The organism is Bradyrhizobium sp. (genome assembly GCF_028868675.1).
Lineage (GTDB): Bacteria > Pseudomonadota > Alphaproteobacteria > Rhizobiales > Xanthobacteraceae > Bradyrhizobium.
Genome location: NZ_JAGWUA010000092.1, coordinates 1 through 18269, shown reverse-complemented (window position 1 = coordinate 18269; position 18269 = coordinate 1). Strand labels below are relative to the sequence as shown.

The window sequence follows — 18269 nt, the reverse complement described above, 5'->3', positions numbered from 1 at the left end:
AGGCCAGAAAGCTCGTTCCGTTCATGGCCCCGTCCAGCAGGAGGGAGCAGTGACGCGATTGTGGCGGATAGGTTGGGCTGTTGCGCTGTCTGCTTCGGAACGAAGCAGGCGGTGGGAGACACGGTGCAAGCAGGTGCAAGCAAATGTCTCAGGCGCACGCACAGCAGGTAATCATCGGTGACAAATATTGAACCAAATCGAAGAAACCGCGTTGTCCCGCGAAGGGGCGTCTCACCTCACCTTCCCTTTCCGAAGGCGAAACAACGAGGAGTAGGACGATGCGCCCTGCATTCTGGCGAGCCGCAACGGTGTCGGCTGTCGCCCTCATGGTTACAGCCGTGTCCGCGCTGGCGGCCAACCAATACGACCCCGGTGCCACCAATACCGAAATCAAGATCGGGAATATCATGCCATATAGCGGTCCCGCGTCCGCCTATGGTATTATTGGTCACGTCGAGGCGGCCTATTTCCACAAGGTCAACGACGAAGGCGGCGTCAAGGGCCGCAAGATCAACTTCATCTCCTACGATGACGGATATAGTCCGCCCAAGACCGTCGAGCAGGCTCGCAAGCTTGTCGAAGACGATCAGGTGCTCCTGATCTTCAATTCCCTGGGCACGCCGACAAACACGGCCATTCGTCGCTACATGAACGAGAAGAAGGTGCCGCAACTGTTTGTGGCAACCGGCGCAACCAAATGGAATGATTCGAAAGACTTTCCATGGACGATGGGTTGGCAACCTAGCTATCAGGCCGAAGCAGGCATTTACGCCAGGTACATTCTGAAGAATAAGCCGAACGCGAAGATTGGCGTTCTTTACCAGAACGACGATTACGGCAAGGACTACCTCAAGGGTCTGACCGATGGTCTCGGCGACAAGGCAAAGAGCATGATTGTCTCGGAACAGGCCTATGACGTATCGGAGCCGGCGATCGACTCGGAAATCGTCAACCTGAAGGCGTCCGGAGCTGACGTATTTGTTGATTTTTCGACCCCGAAATTCGCCGCGCAGTCAATCCGGAAGGCGAACGAAATCGGCTGGCATCCGATGTTCTTCCTGAACAATGTGAGCGCCTCCGTCGGAAGCGTCCTGAAGCCGGCCGGCCTTGACGCTGCGCAAGGAATTATCTCGGCGGCTTATCTGAAGGATGCGACCGATCCCGAATGGAAGAGCGACAAGGACATGAAGCAGTGGAACGCATTCATGAACAAGTATGCGCCCGATGCAGACAAAGCCGACGCATCAACCGTCTATGGATATGCCGTGGCTCGTACAATGGTTCAGGTGCTCAAGCAGTGCGGCAACGATCTGACGCGTGCGAACATCATGAAACAGGCCGCGAACCTGAAAAATTTCAACCCAGGCATGCTGCTGCCCGGAATCGCCATCAACACCAGCGCGAGCAATTTTGCCCCGATCAGGCAGCTGCAGCTGATCCGATTCAAGGGTGAAACCTGGCAGCGGTTCGGACCGATCATGGGTGGCGAAGCCAGCGGTGCCTGAGGCATCTCGGACCGCGCGAGCAGATACTTGCAAGCCCGGACCGCTTGTTCGCGGTTCGGGCACGCGCTGACCGGTCGACCCCGGGTGTTCGCAACGACAGTGCCTGATACGGGCGATGGAATCCAACTCCCCGATCGCGTCCGAAGAATTTCCTGCACCGCACCCGGCCTATCATCTGAAACGCGACAACGCTTCGAGAGGTGGCGTCAACGGCGCACATTTCCTCGAGCCGGGTTCCGAACGCGGCATCGACCGTCGAGCGTTACCGCGAACTTGGCATCTCGGTCGACCGAATTAATCCTCCCGCAATTGTCGGTCTACTAGCGCCACGTCGTGCACGCCGAAAAGACCGGCGGCCGCGAGGTCAAATTCCACTTCGATGCCCCAGGGATCCGAGAGCTGCCCCAGGTCATGGGACAGCTTATCGTATTGCCGCAGCATTGCTGGGAGGGATTAGACAAATCCGGCAAGCGGCGGGACATTTCAAAGACGACGCTTGAGCCTCCCCTTGGTTCCGGCGCCTATCGGGTCAAGCAATTCGAGCCCGACCGTTACGTCCTCTACGAACGCGTGCCCCGCTATTGGGCAAACGAAGTCCGCGGCAATGTCGGTTCGAACAACTTTCAGGAATTGAAGTTCGATTACTTCCGCGATCCGAATGTCGCACGCCTTAAAGGCTTGAGCGAGGGAGTCAAACAACGCCTTGCAACGGCACGATGCGCTCAATGAGGTTTCCGCTGGATGAAGGCCCGCGGCCCCTCGCCGTTCCCCTACCGATGCGAGCCGGGACGTTCATTGTGCCCGAGGCCAGACCTTAAGCGACGCGTGCTCGTCCTGAGCGACGATGATATCGCGTTCATGACTTCGCCGACCGACCGGATCAAGAACGTGTTGGCGATTCGCGAGCGCCCCTCGAGTCTTCGATGCACACCGGCACTCGCGCTCGCGAGACACGTAAATTGCGCCATCGCGTACCTCGCGGTATCGCTTGGAGCGAAGCCTGCCTTCACATTTGGTGGACGCGCGCTCGGATAGACAGGGGCCGAGCATCGCTATCAGCCGCCGGTCGCAAAACCCGGAAAAAGCGTCATGCCGCCATCGATAAACAAGGTGGCGCCCGTGACGTAGTCGGCCGCATCCGAGACAAGCCAGGCGACGGCCTGGGCAATGTCGTCAGGTTCACCGATGCGTTTGTAGGGCACTAGGGTCATCAGTTTGCGGTAGGCTTCGGAGGTTTCCCAGGCTGGGCGGTTGATCGGCGTACGGATGGCCCCCGGCGCCACGGCGTTGGCCCTGACCGCAAGCGGTGCCACCTCCTGCGCGATGCTTCGCATCAACTGCATCACTCCGCCCTTCGATGCGGCATAGTTGGCGTGACCAGCCCAGGGAATCTCCTGATGGACCGAGCTCATGAACACGATCTTGCCGGCAGCCACCGAAATCTCTTGCGTCACGCCGCGCCTCTTGAACTCTCGTACCGCTTCCCGCGCACACAGGAACTGGCCGGTCAGGTTAACGGCAATCACCTTGTTCCATTGCTCGGCCGTCATATCGAGCAAAGGTGCGTCGCGCTGCAGGCCGGCATTGTTGACGGCAATGTGGAGCGTCCCGAAATGATCGACGGCCGTCGCGAACATGGCTTGGACCTCCTCTTCACGACTGACGTCTGCCTTGATCGCAAGCGCGTGCCGTCCGCCGGCTTCGATCTGGTGCGCTACCTCCTCTGCGGCTGCGGGGTCGACGACATAGTTGACGACGACGTCGGCGCCCGACGCGGCAAGACCCAGTGCAACCGCCTTGCCGATCCCGGAATTTGCGCCGGTCACCAGGGCGGGTTGTCCTTCCAGGACAATGGGGAAGCGGCTCGGGGGGCGCTGCCGCACCCCGGGATGCGCAGGCGCAGCTGGATCGGTGTTGGCTTTAGGCATGCTCGGCTCCCTCGAGTCCGTGAGTCCTCTCGTCGCCTTCGCTTCGCAGCGCTTTGCTTCCGCCGCGCTTTTCCGACGGCTTGTCGCGATGAGTGAGGTTATGGGCAGTGTTCACCATGGCGATATGCGAGAATGCCTGCGGGAAATTGCCGACCAGCCTGCGCCGGGCGACGTCGTATTCCTCGGACAACAAGCCGACGCCGTTGCACAAGGGCAGCAGCCGCTCGAACAGCGCTCTGGCGTCCCTATTCCGACCAATGAGATAATAGGCATCCGCAAGCCAGAAACTGCACGCCAGGAACATGCCTTCGCCCGACGGCAAACCGTCTTTGGTTGCGTCTGTATCATAACGACGCACAAAGCCGTCCGCGACCAGCTCGCGTTCGATGGAGTTCACCGTCGAGATCACGCGTGGGTCGTCCGGCGGCAGGAAGCCTACGGCCGGGATCAGCAGCAGGCTGGCATCAAGCTGCGGTTCGCCATAGATCTGCACGAAGGTCGCACGATCCTTGTCGTATCCGTTTCGGCATACATCGGCGTGGATGGCGTCGCGGATCGCTTTCCACTCTTCTACCGGCCCGTGCATGCCGAACTCCGTGGCGGATTTGATGGCCCGGTCGAACGCCACCCATGCCATGATCTTCGAGTAGGTGAATTGCTTGCGGCCGCCACGAACCTCCCAAATTCCTTCATCGGGTTCGGTCCAGATGTCCTTGAGATGGGCCAGCAGGGCGCATTCGATCGCCCAGGCTCTCCTATTCTCGGGAAGGCCGCCACAGCGCGCCTGATAAAGCGCATCCGTGAGCTCACCATAGACGTCCAGCTGCAGCTGGGTGTGCGCGGCGTTTCCAATGCGGACCGGCTTGGAATTTTCGTAGCCGCAAAGCCACGGCACTTCCCACTCCGTCAGCCGGCGCTCGCCAGAGACGGCATACATGATCTGAAGCTGGCTCGGGCTGCCGGCGACCGCACGGATGAGCCAATCGCGCCAGGCGCGCGCCTCATCGTAATATCCCGCTCCCATCAATGCGAGCAGAGTGAGGGTAGCATCGCGAACCCAGCAGAAGCGGTAATCCCAGTTTCTGGAGCCGCCGATCTGCTCGGGCAGCGAAGTGGTCGCGGCAGCGACTATGCCGCCGCTTGGCCGGAATATCAGGGCCTTTAGCGTGATGAGAGACCGGAGAACATGGTCCGAATAGAGACCAGATGTTGCGCAACGACCGGACCAGTCCCGCCAGAAGCGCTCGGTGTAGGTGAGGAGGTCAAACGGATCTGCAGCGGGCACCTCTTCCTGGTGAGAACTCTGATAGGAAAGTTCGAAGGCCTTCAGCTTGCCTTGCGTGATGATGAAGGAGCCCACGGTCCTCATGCCCTTCCCGTGGACCGGCACGTCGCTTCGCAGCACCAGCTTGGACGCTCCGGCCACCAGCGACACTGCGCCATCATCAAGGCGGCTGACCCATGGTACAGTAACGCCATACTCAAAGCGCGCCGCGAGTTCGCTTTGCATCTCAACGCGACCCTGAAGGCCTTCGACGATCCGGACAATCCTGGACGCGCCGGGTTTCGGCGGCATGAAATCGGTGACGCGAACGCGTCCTTCGCCGGTGATGAAGGTCGTTTCAAGGATCAAGGTGCCCGGTCGATAGCGCCGCTCGAGCGACCTCCACCGCGTGGGCGCGAGGCGCCAATATCCGTTGTCGTCAGATCCGAGCAGCCTTGCGAAGCAACTGTCGGAGTCAAACCGCGGGAGACATAGCCAATCGATCGAGCCGTCAATCCCTATCAGGGCTGCGGTCTCGCAATCGCCGATGAGCGCATAGTCTTCGATTTGGGTCATAGAGAATCCCACTTATCCAAGCAGGTCGCTCCGTTCCAGTTCCCTTCACAGACGCCATAACGGACTAGACTTAGGTTTAGGGCTATCTGGGTCGAGCCGGTATTCGGCGCTGAGATCGAGCGCCTCTCAAAGTCGGCAAAGGGACCGGCGCGGCAACACGGCTTGAGGTGGACTCGTGACGGACGCCGACAATCCCGGGAAGTCGGCTACAGGTCTAACGAAAGCATTCGCCTGCGATCGTCATGGCCCACAGCGTCGAAGTTGAGCTGACTGAACGATTCTCGACATGCGTCGAGTAATCCCAACTGCTCGGGGGCGGAGGCTCTGAGCGATCTTGCGCCGATGATCCATATTGCGCGATAGAGCCACGCCGCAAGGCAGGAAAACAACTCCGTGACATTGAAATAGCCGCGAAACTTGAGATAGTTGTGGAGGCCGCCGCAGTCCTTCCCGTGATATGGCAACTTACACAAGATCTACGGTATTTCTTGAGACCGCGCGCGCTCGGTCCGATGATCGCGAACTTACCTGCTCGCGGGGAGGACATCATGATTTGGACCTACCGTTGCCCCGAGAAGGTGATCTTGCACAATGCCGTGACGTGCAAGAGCATAGGGGCAGATACCCAGCGCATGCTGACGCCCGAGTTCGGCGGGATATCTGAGCCGGCGCTTTCGCCGCAGTTCGTGCACGCATGCATCGATCGAGATGCATCGGTCGCGGAAGGTGTCCTGCAATCCAGCCCGGCGGCAGAGCGTCGGCCGCGACCTTCAGCCGCTTCGCGAGATCACGGTGCGCGAGAGTGGCGGGATCAAACCTGATCTCTGAGCCAGTCGTCTCCGATCGCGGAATGAAGAGTTGCGTCGAGAATGCGCTATCGTTCGTGGGCGTTTATTCGACGCTTATTCGACGAACGCCGCCATGGATATCTAAGCAATTGATTTTTCTGGCGCTCCCTAGGGGAATCGAACCCCTGTTTCAGCCTTGAGAGGGCCGCGTCCTAACCGCTAGACGAAGGGAGCGTAAGGGCTACCGAATAGCCTCGAATTCCGCCGGCCGCAAGGCCGAACCGGGACTTTACGGCTCGTTGGCGAATCGCAGCCTTCCCGCCGGCTTCAGCGTGTGGGCGTCGAAGGTACGAATTTCGACCGTCCCGCCGACGTCCAGCGTCACGACCAGGCGGTCGCCGGCGATCCCGGTCGAGACGAGCTTCGCGCCCTTCGGCAGGGTGGCGGTGACGTCCGTGCTCTCGACACGGCTTCCCTCGCTCTTGAAAAGACGGTAGCCCACGGCGATCAGCACGGCACAGATCGCGAGCGCCGTGGTCAATCCCGCGATCAGCATCATCCGTCGCACGCGCGAAAACAGCGCGGCCTGCTCGGGGGTCGGTTCGGGAACAGCGGTTTCGGTCATGGACGACTCTGGGCAGGCAAAGAGGTTGGAGGTCACGGTCGAGGGCGGCGAGGGATCGCCCCGGCTCGATCGCGTGCTGGCGGCGCGCGTGCCGGAGCTGTCGCGCTCGAGGCTGAAAACCCTGATTCTGGCGGGTGCGGTGACGCTTCGTGCGGCCCCGATCCGCGACCCCGCTTATCACGTCGCGGCGGGCGATACGATCACAATCGACGTGCCGGAAGTCGCTCCTGCGGAGCCCAGGGGCGAGCGGATCGCGCTCGATATCGTCTACGAGGACGACGACATCATCGTCATCGACAAGCCCGCTGGCCTGGTCGTACACCCGGCGGCCGGCCATGAGACCGGCACGCTGGTGAACGCGCTGATCGCCCATTGCGGCAACAGCCTCTCCGGCATCGGCGGCGTGCGCCGCCCCGGCATCGTGCACCGGCTGGACAAGGACACCACCGGGCTGATGGTGGTCGCCAAGAACGACCTCGCCCACCAGTCGCTGTCGGCGCAGTTCGCCGACCACGGCCGGACGGGAGCGATGCGGCGCGGCTATCTCGCCTTCATCTGGGGTGTGCCGGGCCGCACCCGCGGCACGGTCGATGCGCCGATCGACCGCCACCCGCACGCGCGCGAGAAGATGGCCGTGCGCCAGGGCGGCCGCCAAGCCGTGACCCATTGGGAAGTCAAGGAGAGCTTTGCCGGACGCGACGGCAAGCCGGTGGCTTCGCTGCTCGCCTGCGAGCTCGAGACCGGACGCACCCACCAGATCCGCGTCCACCTCGCCCATATCGGCCATCCGCTGCTCGGCGATTCCGTCTACGGCCCCCATTTCAAGACCAAAGCCAACCAGCTCGGGCCCCAATCGCAGGCTGCGCTGGCCGCCCTCGGGCGGCAAGCCCTGCATGCCTATATGCTGGTATTGGAGCACCCGAGATCAGGAGAACTCCTGCACTGGGAACGCCCGCTGCCGGAGGATTTGCTTCTCCTGGAAAGGCGCCTGAAAGCGGCGCTATGACGCAGACCTCTTTGGAAAGCCTTTACATTACAAAAAGTTATAGCAGCCACACGGGGTCGTGACGTCAGCAATCCTTCCCTAAATGATCCCCGATGGTGTATGTTGCGCCTGCGTCGAAATCGACGCGGAACATCGCGGTACGGCCGGCTTTAACCAAGCGGTCGTCTGCCTGGCCCGCCGCTGTCGGGGGCCTGAACACTTTGGAGGGCGCTCAATGGCCCGTACAGCTACTTTGCCGGTTCTGAATGGAGAATCCGGCCTTTCCCGCTACCTCGCCGAAATCCGCAAGTTCCCAATGCTGGAACCCCAGCAGGAGTACATGCTCGCCAAGCGTTGGCGCGAGCATGACGATCGCGACGCGGCACATCAACTCGTCACCAGCCATCTCCGCCTCGTGGCCAAGATCGCCATGGGCTATCGCGGCTACGGCCTGCCCATCTCCGAGGTCGTCTCGGAAGGCAATGTCGGCCTGATGCAGGCGGTGAAGCGCTTCGAGCCCGAAAAGGGCTTTCGCCTCGCCACCTACGCCATGTGGTGGATCAAGGCGTCGATTCAAGAGTACATCCTGCGTTCGTGGTCGCTCGTGAAGATGGGCACCACCGCGAACCAGAAGAAGCTGTTCTTCAACCTGCGCAAGGCGAAGAGCAAGATCTCCGCGCTGGACGAGGGCGATCTCCGCCCCGACCAGGTGAAGCTGATCGCGAGCCGCCTCGGCGTCACGGACCAGGACGTCATCGACATGAACCGCCGCCTCGGCGGCGACGCGTCGCTGAATGCGCCGATCCGCGACGACGGCGAGGCCGGCGAATGGCAGGACTGGCTGGTCGACACCTCGCCCAACCAGGAAGCCCTGATGGCCGAGCACGAGGAGTACGATCATCGCCGTGACGCCCTGCACGGCGCCATGGGCGTGCTCAACGCGCGCGAACGCCGCATCTTCGAGGCGCGGCGGCTCGCGGATGAGCCGATGACGCTGGAAGACCTCGCCGCCGAGTTCGGCGTGTCGCGCGAGCGCGTCCGCCAGATCGAGGTCCGCGCCTTCGAGAAGGTGCAGGCCGCGGTCAAGGGCACGATCGCGAGGCAGGAACAGGCGGCGCTGGAAGCCGCGCATTGAGGCGCGGTTCACGCGCCACCAATTGGCGGATCGACGACACGGAAAGCCGGCGGCAACGCCGGCTTTCTTGTTTTGGGAGAGCGCCGCATGCGCGGACTTCACCTCGCCCCGCTTGCAGGGGAAGGGAGCCCGCTGAGGAGCACGCAGCCGCTCAATAATATTTCCGCAGATAGTCGGCGAGCGTCTGGTTCTCGTTCAGCGAATAGAACGAGGTCGGCGGACCGCTCAGCAACGCGCTTGCCTGCGTCTTGTAGTCGGCCGAGACGCCGGCAGGCTGGTCGGCGGCCCGGCTCAACATGACGCGATAGGAATTGTAGGCGGCTTCGGTGCCGATGAAGATGCAGACGCACTGTTTCGGCTCGGCATAGAGATAGTGCACGTCGTTGCCGATCTTGTGCACCACGAAGCGGTGCGGCGGCAGGGCGTTCAGCGCCTTCTTGCCTGGGGCGTCGTTGGCGACCTGGATGCGGAAGCCAGCCGACGACATCAAGAAGCTGTTCTTGTCGAGAAACGGCTTGCTCGGCACCTCCAGCGCGAGCAGCAGCGAGGCGCAGAGCAGCAGCACGAGTCCCGGCAAGACCCCGATCGCCCGCAGGGTGCGCAGGCCGCAGGACGGCGAACCGCGCGTCGTTTCGCCCGCCCCGCAACAGTCCGCGCGCCTCAGTCCGGCGGCAATTCCGGCCATGAGCCCCTCCCCTGCCTGACCTGCAGCCGAGCTTGCTTGAACCGCCCCTGCCGGTCAACCGACCAACGGATCAGCAACGGCCCGAGGACTGCGAAGCGGCGGCGTGTCGATCATCCTGCAATCCACCGTCGGCGGCTTCTCCGCCGAATTCATGCGCAAGCTGCCGCTGGTCGAGGCGGAGATGCGCAGGCACGGCCTCGAACCTGCGGACTTCGTGATCTCCAAGGACAACGCCAGCACCGCCACCGTGCCGCTGGTCGGGCCGTTCTTCTATGATTACACGGTGTTCTTCGGCGAGGAGAAGTTCTCCGTCACCGAACCGAACGACATGCTGTTCCTGGACTTCTTCTTCAAGCGCGTGCTCGCCGCCGATGAGGCCGAGCCGCCGCGCCGGTCGCCCGGCCTCGTCAGCCGCTTCTTCCATTGGATGGCGCGGCCGATTTGAGTTTTCCGTCATTCCAGGGCGCGAGGAAATCTCGAACACGGAATCTGGAGATTGATGCGCTGGATTCCGGGCTCGCGGCCGACGCGGCGCGCGGGAATGACGGCAGCCCTACTCCCCCCACTCCCGCGCCAGTGTCGCGAGCTTGCAGCCTTCGCAATAACGCGCGTCCTTGTAGTCGATCCAGTTGTGGGCATAGACGCGATCGCGCGGGATGTCGTAGCGCGTGCGCAGAACTCGCACGAGGATCCGCCAGGCCGCGACTTGCGCATCCGTCGGCTCCTTCCTCACGTCGGGGTAGTTTCCGGCGAACTCGACACCGATGGAATTGTTGCGCACCACCTGTCGATAGGTCGCCTTGTTGTCGATATACTTGTTGTCGTTGCGGTTGGCGCCGTCGCCATGGGTCGGCACCAGAGTCTCGGCGACCGCCCAGTAGACCGTGCCGTCGGTCTCCACCCATACCGTGACGCCGCGCCGGGTCGGATTCCTTGCCTGCTCCAGCGCGCCGCCACGTGCCGAGCCCGCCGGCCCTTCGGTCTGATGCACGATGATGTTGCGCCAGGGGTGGGCGTCGGCCACTTCGCCCCAGGGCGCGAGCCAGACCATTTTCAGCCCGGGAATGGCGGGCGTGCCGGAAGAGCGCGCAATTCTTGCGAGTTCGGCATCAGCGGCAACGGCGGGAGAAAGCAGTGCCAGCGCGACGAGCGCGGCGGCGAGACGGCGAGAAATCATGAGGCGGGTCCCCAGCGGCGAAGACCCTAGCATGCCTCGCGCATGTTGGCGTGCGACCGCGGCAGGCCGCGCGGAGCCTCGGGCTGCAGTGTCGGCGCCGGATCGTGCACCGCAAAGGTGTTCTTGCCGTCCTTCTTGGCGGCGTAAAGCGCCCGGTCGGCATTGGCGATCAGCCGGTCCGGGAACAGGCCGGTGCCGCGATCCCATTGCGCGACGCCGATCGAGACCGCGATCGGGATGTCGTCGCCGGTGCAGCCCTCGGCGTCCTGGCGGCAGACGTCGAGCAGCCGGCGAGCGATCATGGCGCCCTCGCGCAGGGTCGAGGACGGCAACACCACGCAGAACTCGTCGCCGCCGGTGCGGGCGAGCATGTCACCCGCCCTGAGCCGCGTCTGCGCCATCAGGGTGAAATGCTGCAGGCAGGCGTCGCCGGCGGCGTGTCCATGGGTGTCGTTGATGGTCTTGAAGCCGTCGAGGTCGATCACCAGCAGCGAGAACGGCTCGCCGCTGCGGTCCGAGCGGGCGCACTCCTCGGTCAGGCGCTGCAGCAGATGGCGCCGGTTGGCGACGCCGGTGAGATCGTCGAGCAGCGCGAGGTCGGCGACCTCGTTGCGCAGCCGGTCCACGGCCATCAGCAGGAAGCCGAAATTGAGCGCCATCGACAGGAACAGAAGTCCGAGCACCACCACGGAATGCGCGTGGCCGCCGGCCGCCGCCGCGAAGTTGCCGCCCATGGCGTTGCCGATCGCGCGCGCAACGTAGATTGCGATCATCACGATGATGACCTTGGCGGCGAGCCTGGCGCCGGGATTGGCCTTGCCGTCCGGCTGGACCAGCAGCAGTTTCAGCGTCAGCGCCAGCGGCACCGACTGGCCGAGCGAATAGCACAGCATGCGCAGCGGCATGCTGTCGTAGCCGATCGTGAAGAACACCATGCCGAAAGTGCTCACACCGACCGTCAGCGCGGTGGCGCGCCAGGAGACCGGCCGGTCGTAGAAACGCCGGATGCCCATCGCCGCGAGGCAGACCGCGAACACCATGGTCGCGCCGCCCAGGAGCAAGGGCGCAGGGCTGTCCGTGGCCAATCGCGTGATCGCGGCGCCTGCACCGCCCGCGGCCATCAGCGCGGAGCCGGTCCAGAACTTCGCCGCGTCGAGCTTGGGATAGGAACGGGTCACATAGGCCCAGATCAGGCCCAGCGCCAGGAAATTGACGACGAACACCGTCCAGAGTGTCGGCACGTTCAACATGGCGACCGCAGCGCGCGCATCGTCCCGCCCCCCGTCCTCGGTAGCCGTTCGCCCATGACCATCCCCGTTTTCTTGCGGAGAACGATGCGCGCGGCGCGCTTAATGGAGTCTCACCGCGATCTCCGAAACGTCGGTCTTTGGTTTTGGATTGATGAACGCGGGCGGGAGGTTTTCGGATCGTTAGGGATGTTGCGTGGGATGCGGTTCGCACCGCGCGCGGTGGCGCGGACGGCGCAGTAAGCGGATTCGCGCGCGAAAATCACCCGAAAATGCATATCAGCTGTGGATAACGCAATGACAGAAGCGTGACGGCGCGGGGCAGCGCGCCGCGAATCTGCTGAGTTTACACTTGAGGATGTTGCGAGGCTGGCCCTCCGCCGAGCATCCCTCGCGTCGCGTTTCACCATTAACCCCTGAGAGGATACTATGGCTAAGAAAGCGAAGAAGGCGAAAAAGGCGAAGAAGGCCAAGAAGGCCAAGAAGAAGTAGCTCGCTTCTGGTTCTTTGCCCGGGTGGAGCCTCGCTCCGCCCGGGCGTCAAATGAGAGACGGTGACGATCGCGGGCCTGGGCCCGCTTTTTTATTGGCTGCCTTCTCCCTCTCCCCGCAAGCGGGGCGAGGTGAAGAAGGAGCCTACCGGTCCGCAAGCGCCAGCCGGGCGCCGAGCGCGGCGAAGCCGGCGGCAAAGCTGCGGCGCAGCCAGACCATCACGCGAGGACGGGAGATGACGTGCTCGCGGACCCCAGCGGCAAACAGGCCGTAGAGAGCGAAGACCGCGAAGGTCATCGCCATGAACGCGCCGCTCAATTCCAGCATCCGCGCCAGCGGACGGCTTTCGTCCGCGGCGATGAATTGCGGCAGGAAGGCAAGGAAGAAGATCGAGAGTTTCGGGTTGAGGATGTTGACGAGGATTCCCGTCACGATCACCCGCCGGCTGGAGCGCTCCGCGATCTCGCCGTCGACGGCGAGCGCCCCTCGCTCGCGCAGCGCCTGCCAGGACAGATAGAGCAGATAGGCGACCCCGCACCATTTCAGCGCCGCAAACGCCAGCGCGCTGGTGTGGAGCACGGCGGCAAGCCCGAGCATCGCCGCCGTCATGTGCGGCACGATGCCCAGCGTGCAGCCGAATGCCGCGGCGATGCTGGCACGGGAGCCGCGGGTCAAGGCCGCCGCCAGCGTATAGAGCACGCCGGTGCCGGGCGAGGCGACCACGATCAGGGAGGTCAGCAGGAAGGACCAGGACATGCCTGCCAATATCACTCATTCCCGGGGACGGCAAAGCCGGCCGGCGACCTCCGCGCAGGCTGTCACGACTGTTGCGCGATTTCGGCCTCGCGCAGCACGTCCAGCGCCGCCCAGGGCTTGGCCCAGAATTTTGCGCCCTTCGGCAGCGGCTGCGCCAGCGGGCGACCGGACGTCACGACGACGTCGAGATTCGGATTGCGGGCCTTGGCGACATACGCAAGCTCGATCCCGCTCATCGGGCCGGCGAGCTGCACGTCCGTCATCATGAGACACAGCGCGTCGGCGGCCCTTGCCAGCACCCGTTCGGCGGCCTCGGCGCTCTCGCACTGAATCACGTCATAGCCGCTTTCCTCCAGCAGCATGCAAAGCATATCGCGCTGCGAAGCGTCGTCTTCCACGATCAGTGCAGCGGCACGAAACGGTTTTGCCTGTCCCATGCGTCTACTCCCAAATCGATGATTTCGGGCGGCAATCGGAGATAAAAAAGGAACCGCGATATGGTTCGCTTCCGGCAAAAAAATGTAAACGGAAGTTCCCTTTGTTGAACCCGATGGAGCCACCATGACCGCAGTCCGCGGCGCCGCCGCCATCACCGGAGCTGCCAGCGGCATCGGCCGCGCGCTCGCAACCGAGCTCGCCCGGCGCGGATGCGATCTCGCGCTCGCCGACCGCGACGAGGCCGGGCTGAAGGCGCTCGCCGCGGAGATCGGGGCGGAGCGCAAGGTCACCATGCACCGGCTCGACGTCAGCGAGCCGGGCAGAATCGCGGAGTTCGCGCAAGCGGCGACCGCCGCGCACCCCGAGCTCAACATCCTCGTCAACAATGCCGGCGTCGCCCTGCTCGGCCAGTTCGAGGAGATCGATCAGGCGCAGATGGAGTGGTTGTTCGACATCAATTTCTGGGGCGTCGTGCACGGCACCCGCGCCTTCCTGCCGCATCTGAAGACGAGGCCGGAGGCCCACATCGTCAACATCTCCTCGATCTTCGGCATCATCGCCCCGCCCGGGCAGTCGGCCTATGCGGCGGCGAAGTTCGCGGTGCGCGGCTTCTCGGAAAGCGTCCGCCACGAACTCGCGGTGGCGAAGAGCCCGGTCCGCCTGTCGGTCGTGCATCCCGGCGGTGTCGCGACCAACATCGCGCGCAATTCGCGCACCGGCACCGGCGTGACCGACAACGCCCGCCGCGCGCAGGCGATCGAGCGCTTCGACAATGCGGCCAGGACGACGCCGACGGCCGCGGCGCTGCGCATCATAAAGGGCATCGAGAAGAACGAGCCGCGCATCCTGATCGGCAACGACGCCCGCTTCATGGACATCTTGCAGCGCCTGCGTCCCGGAACCTACTGGGCACCGCTGCAGCGGCGGCTGGAGAAGATGGCGCAGGGGAAGTGAGCAGGGGAAGTGAGGGAGACGGGCCGATCACTGCCCGACCAGCCGGTCGGCGAAGTAGCCGATGGTCTTGCGGTAGATCAGCGCTCTGTTCCATTCGCGCATGGCCTCGAAATTGGCGGTGCCTTCGCCGTAAGGCGCGCCCATCTTGAAGCCGTTGGTGTGCAGCAGGTTTGCGGTCGAGGCGAGCACGTCGGCCACGGAATGGCGCAGGTCGACGCGGCCGTCACCGTCGAAATCGACGCCGTACTTGATGTAGGACGACGGCAAAAACTGGGTCTGGCCGATCTCGCCGGCATAGGCGCCGATCAGGTCGCGCAGCGGCAGGTCGCCGCGCTGCACGATCTTCAGCGCGGCGAGCAACTCGCCCTGGAACAGCTCGGTGCGGCGACAGTCGTGCGCGAGCGTCGCCAGCGTACGGATCACCGGCAGCTTGCCCATGTCGCCCTTGCCGAAGTCGCTCTCCAGCCCCCAGATCGCGACCAGGATCTGCCTGGGCACGCCGAACTTCTGCTCGATGCGCGAGAGCAGTGCGGCGTGACGCTGCAGCATGGCCCTGCCGCCGTTGATGCGACCGGCGCCGACGCGGGTCGAGACGTATTGCTCAAAACTCTTGTTGAAGGTGTAGCGCTGGCGGCGATCGAAGGCGAGCACGGCGCCGTCCTCGGTGACCTCCGACAGCGCCGCGCTGGTCACGCTCGCGGAGACCCCGGCGGCCTGCGCCTCCTGGGCCATGCCGGCGAGAAAGGCGCTGAAATCGCCGCCGCAGCGGGCGGCCTCGGCCGAGCCCGTGGCGAGGAAAACCATGGATGCCACCGCCAGACCGAGCCTCAGCATGTCGACTTTTCCTCAAGATTTGTTCGCGCAACGCAGGCGCGATCATGCCCGGGAAAGCGAGGCCCGTCAAAGCCAGGCCCGTCAGAGCAATGCGCCGGCTTGATCCGCATCAACATCCCATGCGGGCGGCTTCCTAGAGTGATGCGCAAAAGGAGATCGCCATGACCGGAATCACGCTGACCGCCGAGCAGATCCGCAATGCGCCCGCGCCGGTGCGGCAATGGATCGAGCAGGAGGTGATTGCCTCGCTGGGGTTCGCGTCGAAGGCCCCGGCCGCGGCACCACCGCAGGCCGCGCATCTCGTCGCCTGCAGCGCGGAGGATGCGGCCGGCGTGCTCGAGCGCATTCAGCGCGTGCTGCCCGCGGTCAACGTGTTCTTCGAGTTCGGCCGGCCCGGCATCGCCTATGGCCAGCCCGCGGTGATGGCGTTCCGCCTGGTCGACGTCCTGCATCACACGCGGCTGGACAACGTCGGCCAGGTGATGACCTGCCTCGAGATGATCAACCAGGCGCTGACGCAGGCGAGAGGCGATCGCTCCGCACGGTTCTGCGGCTTCGACAATGAAGGCCATTGCTTCATCGCGCCGCAGACGCAGGCGAGTATCGCCGCGCTGTGGCAAAGCGTGATCGCACGACACGAGGCCGCGCAGCCGACCGAGAGCGCCGCCAAGGCCGCGCCCGCGGCGTGAGGGCCGTCGCACTCGTCGTCCGTCATTGCGGGACTTGACCCGGGAAACCATTTGAGGACATCAGTCCATTCTGAAGGATGCGCGGGTCAGGCCCGCGCATGACGAAGGAGCGAGCACGAAGCCGTCCGCCATGCCCAACGACGAACGTCCCGAACCGCGGCGCATTGCGCTGCTGCGCATGCCGCTGTTCCGCCTACTCGCGATCAATCTCGCGATCGGCGCTTGCGCAGCGACGCTGCTCGTCGGCGGTCTCCTGCTGCTCAATCCCGGACATCTGCGCGAGCTGATTTTTGCCGACCGCGCGCCCGGCGTTGCCATCTTCCTGCTGCTCGGTTCCTTCCTCATCACGTTCGGCTCGACCGCGATGGGCAGCGCGATCATGGCACACGGCCGGAAAGGCCACGACGAAGGCGGCGATCGTGGCAGCAGGCTGCGGCCGATCGCCGCGAGACCGGGGCAGCCGCACCGCTAGCCAACCGCGCTTTCGATCGCGCATTCCAGTGGCAAGCGTCGGTTCCCGCTCGACAATTCCGTGCGACCATGTGCCATCACAATCGCGTGCGTCGGTGAACGGGACATGCCGCAAGCCGCTGTTGTCCCGAAGACCGTACCCGATGCCGCCGCAGAAAACGGCGTGCAATCAACACCGCCATGCGCTTCTGCCTTCCAACGTGAATAGCGTCCAACGCGACATCGCCTGGCGCACTCCGCCGCCGACCTCATCAACAATCTGCTTGCAATTCGCATCAAGCTCACTGTAGTATTCTATTTAAGGTTGTCGTCACGCCAGCCCCGGATGACACTGATGTCTAAAAATAAACGGCGGGCTCTCGCCCGCCGTTTATTTCTTTGATCGCGCGGCCTGGCCCAGCCGCAACAACCCCGATTCAATTGTCCAGGAAACTCCGCAGCTTCCGGCTGCGCGACGGATGCTTGAGCTTGCGCAGCGCCTTCGCCTCGATCTGGCGGATGCGTTCGCGCGTGACCGAGAACTGCTGGCCGACTTCCTCCAGCGTATGGTCGGTGTTCATACCGATGCCGAAGCGCATGCGCAGCACGCGCTCCTCGCGCGGAGTGAGCGAGGCCAGCACGCGCGTGGTGGTTTCGCGCAGGTTCGACTGAATGGCGGCGTCGATCGGCAGGATCGCGTTCTTGTCCTCGATGAAATCGCCGAGATGCGAATCCTCCTCGTCGCCAACCGGGGTCTCCAGCGACAGCGGCTCCTTGGCGATCTTGAGGACCTTGCGCACCTTCTCCAAGGGCATGCCGAGCTTCTCGGCGAGTTCCTCCGGCGTCGGCTCGCGGCCGATCTCGTTGAGCATCTGGCGCGAGGTGCGCACGATCTTGTTGATGGTCTCGATCATGTGCACGGGGATGCGGATGGTGCGCGCCTGGTCGGCGATCGAGCGGGTGATCGCCTGCCGGATCCACCACGTCGCGTAGGTCGAGAACTTGTAGCCGCGACGGTACTCGAACTTGTCGACCGCCTTCATCAGGCCGATGTTGCCTTCCTGGATCAGGTCGAGGAACTGCAGGCCGCGGTTGGTGTATTTCTTCGCGATCGAGATCACCAGGCGGAGGTTGGCTTCCACCATCTCCTTCTTGGCCTGGCGCGCCTCGCGCTCGCCCTTCTGCACGGAGTGCACGATCTTGCGGAATTCGCCGATCTCGAGCCCGGTGAGGGCCGCGAGCTGGTGCACCTCGTGGCGCAGGTCCTTGATGCGGTCCTTCTCGTGGTGGACGAAGTTCTTCCAGCCCTTGGCCGAGAGCTTCGACACCCGGTTGAGCCAGCGCGGATCGAGCTCGGAGCCCTGGTAGTTGCGCAGGAAGTCGTCGCGCGCGACGCCATGGCTGTCGGCGAGCCGCATCAGGCGGCCCTCATGCGAGACGAGGCGCTTGTTGATGTCGTAGAGCTGCTCGACGAGGCTATCGATGCGCGCCTGGTTCAGCCGCAGCGACTTCACCTCGACGATGATCTCGTCCTTCAGCTTCTTGTACTTGCGCTCCTGGTGCGGCGAGAGCGACTCGTTCTGGAGCTGGTTGGCGATGTCCTGCTCCTGCAGCTTGCGCAGCTTCTTGTAGTTGTCGGCGATCTTGTCGAAGATCTCGACGACCTTCGGCTTGAGCTCGGCCTCGATCGCCGCGAGCGACATCTGGTTCTCGAACTCGTCGTCGTCCATGTCGGCTTCGGC

17 protein-coding genes, 1 tRNA gene and 1 pseudogene are annotated in these 18269 nt (G+C 63.7%); 8 read left to right on the top strand and 11 right to left on the bottom strand.

The features are described 5' to 3' along the window. Nucleotides 1-278: 278 nt before the first annotated feature. Both KGM94_RS13835 and KGM94_RS13830 read left to right on the top strand, forming a co-directional pair. Nucleotides 279-1505 carry an ABC transporter substrate-binding protein gene (locus KGM94_RS13835; protein WP_300259721.1) on the top strand — a complete coding sequence of 409 codons (1227 nt, stop codon included), beginning with the start codon at nucleotides 279-281 and terminating at the stop codon, nucleotides 1503-1505. A gap of 312 nt (nucleotides 1506-1817) precedes the next feature. Continuing rightward, nucleotides 1818-2171: pseudogene (locus KGM94_RS13830) on the top strand (ABC transporter substrate-binding protein); the annotation flags it as partial. A gap of 389 nt (nucleotides 2172-2560) precedes the next feature. Here the strand turns inward: KGM94_RS13830 and KGM94_RS13825 are convergent. The 4 genes from KGM94_RS13825 to KGM94_RS13810 all read right to left on the bottom strand — a co-directional run bounded on the left by KGM94_RS13825 (nucleotide 2561) and on the right by KGM94_RS13810 (nucleotide 6686). Then, nucleotides 2561-3433: an SDR family oxidoreductase gene (locus KGM94_RS13825; protein WP_300259719.1), complete on the bottom strand. Its 873-nt coding sequence runs from the start codon at nucleotides 3431-3433 to the stop codon at nucleotides 2561-2563. Next, nucleotides 3426-5273: a glycoside hydrolase family 15 protein gene (locus KGM94_RS13820; protein ID WP_300259717.1), complete on the bottom strand. Its 1848-nt coding sequence runs from the start codon at nucleotides 5271-5273 to the stop codon at nucleotides 3426-3428. Before KGM94_RS13820 ends, KGM94_RS13825 begins: the two co-directional genes overlap by 8 nt. Nucleotides 5274-6220: 947 nt before the next feature. Continuing rightward, nucleotides 6221-6295 (bottom strand) — tRNA-Glu (locus tag KGM94_RS13815). Nucleotides 6296-6350: 55 nt separating this feature from the next. Then, on the bottom strand, nucleotides 6351-6686 hold the full coding sequence (locus tag KGM94_RS13810; protein ID WP_300259715.1) for a hypothetical protein: 336 nt from the start codon (nucleotides 6684-6686) through the stop codon (nucleotides 6351-6353). Between KGM94_RS13810 and KGM94_RS13805 the strand changes: the two genes are divergently transcribed. Both KGM94_RS13805 and rpoH read left to right on the top strand, forming a co-directional pair. Next, nucleotides 6685-7692, top strand: a complete 1008-nt coding sequence (locus KGM94_RS13805; RefSeq protein WP_300259713.1) for an RluA family pseudouridine synthase — start codon at nucleotides 6685-6687, stop codon at nucleotides 7690-7692. The genes KGM94_RS13810 and KGM94_RS13805 overlap by 2 nt on opposite strands. A 214-nt stretch (nucleotides 7693-7906) precedes the next feature. Beyond that, nucleotides 7907-8806 carry an RNA polymerase sigma factor RpoH gene (gene rpoH / locus KGM94_RS13800; protein WP_300259710.1) on the top strand — a complete coding sequence of 300 codons (900 nt, stop codon included), beginning with the start codon at nucleotides 7907-7909 and terminating at the stop codon, nucleotides 8804-8806. 151 nt (nucleotides 8807-8957) lie between these two features. On the opposite strand, the gene KGM94_RS13795 is transcribed toward rpoH, so the two are convergent. Next, on the bottom strand, nucleotides 8958-9491 hold the full coding sequence (locus KGM94_RS13795) for a hypothetical protein (protein WP_300259708.1): 534 nt from the start codon (nucleotides 9489-9491) through the stop codon (nucleotides 8958-8960). Between the two features lie 103 nt (nucleotides 9492-9594). On the opposite strand from KGM94_RS13795, the gene KGM94_RS13790 reads away from it, so the two are divergent. Next, nucleotides 9595-9936, top strand: coding sequence for a hypothetical protein (locus KGM94_RS13790; RefSeq protein WP_300259706.1), 342 nt, complete (start codon nucleotides 9595-9597; stop codon nucleotides 9934-9936). Between the two features lie 108 nt (nucleotides 9937-10044). On the opposite strand, the gene KGM94_RS13785 is transcribed toward KGM94_RS13790, so the two are convergent. From KGM94_RS13785 to KGM94_RS13770, 4 genes are all read right to left on the bottom strand, one after another. Continuing rightward, entirely contained in the window at nucleotides 10045-10668 is a 624-nt protein-coding gene (locus KGM94_RS13785; RefSeq protein WP_300259703.1) for a peptidoglycan recognition family protein, read from the bottom strand. Nucleotides 10669-10694: 26 nt separating this feature from the next. Then, a complete protein-coding gene (locus KGM94_RS13780; protein WP_300259701.1) occupies nucleotides 10695-11918 on the bottom strand; it encodes a GGDEF domain-containing protein in 1224 nt (407 codons plus the stop codon). A gap of 632 nt (nucleotides 11919-12550) precedes the next feature. Next, entirely contained in the window at nucleotides 12551-13162 is a 612-nt protein-coding gene (locus tag KGM94_RS13775) for a LysE family translocator (RefSeq protein ID WP_300259699.1), read from the bottom strand. Nucleotides 13163-13224: 62 nt separating this feature from the next. Next, complete coding sequence (locus KGM94_RS13770; protein WP_300259724.1) at nucleotides 13225-13599, bottom strand: response regulator; 375 nt, start codon at nucleotides 13597-13599, stop codon at nucleotides 13225-13227. Between the two features lie 124 nt (nucleotides 13600-13723). Here KGM94_RS13770 and KGM94_RS13765 point away from each other — a divergent pair, with 124 nt between their 5' ends. After that, on the top strand, nucleotides 13724-14554 hold the full coding sequence (locus KGM94_RS13765; RefSeq protein ID WP_300259697.1) for an SDR family oxidoreductase: 831 nt from the start codon (nucleotides 13724-13726) through the stop codon (nucleotides 14552-14554). Nucleotides 14555-14581: 27 nt separating this feature from the next. Here KGM94_RS13765 and KGM94_RS13760 read toward each other — a convergent pair whose 3' ends face one another. After that, complete coding sequence (locus KGM94_RS13760) at nucleotides 14582-15388, bottom strand: lytic murein transglycosylase (protein WP_300259695.1); 807 nt, start codon at nucleotides 15386-15388, stop codon at nucleotides 14582-14584. Nucleotides 15389-15549: 161 nt separating this feature from the next. On the opposite strand from KGM94_RS13760, the gene KGM94_RS13755 reads away from it, so the two are divergent. Both KGM94_RS13755 and KGM94_RS13750 read left to right on the top strand, forming a co-directional pair. Then, entirely contained in the window at nucleotides 15550-16077 is a 528-nt protein-coding gene (locus KGM94_RS13755; RefSeq protein ID WP_300259693.1) for a hypothetical protein, read from the top strand. Nucleotides 16078-16207: 130 nt separating this feature from the next. Next, nucleotides 16208-16549, top strand: coding sequence for a hypothetical protein (locus KGM94_RS13750; protein WP_300259691.1), 342 nt, complete (start codon nucleotides 16208-16210; stop codon nucleotides 16547-16549). Nucleotides 16550-16964: 415 nt separating this feature from the next. Here KGM94_RS13750 and rpoD read toward each other — a convergent pair. Beyond that, nucleotides 16965-18269 (bottom strand): RNA polymerase sigma factor RpoD (gene rpoD / locus KGM94_RS13745; protein WP_300259690.1); only part of this gene is annotated, 1305 nt, incomplete at its 5' end.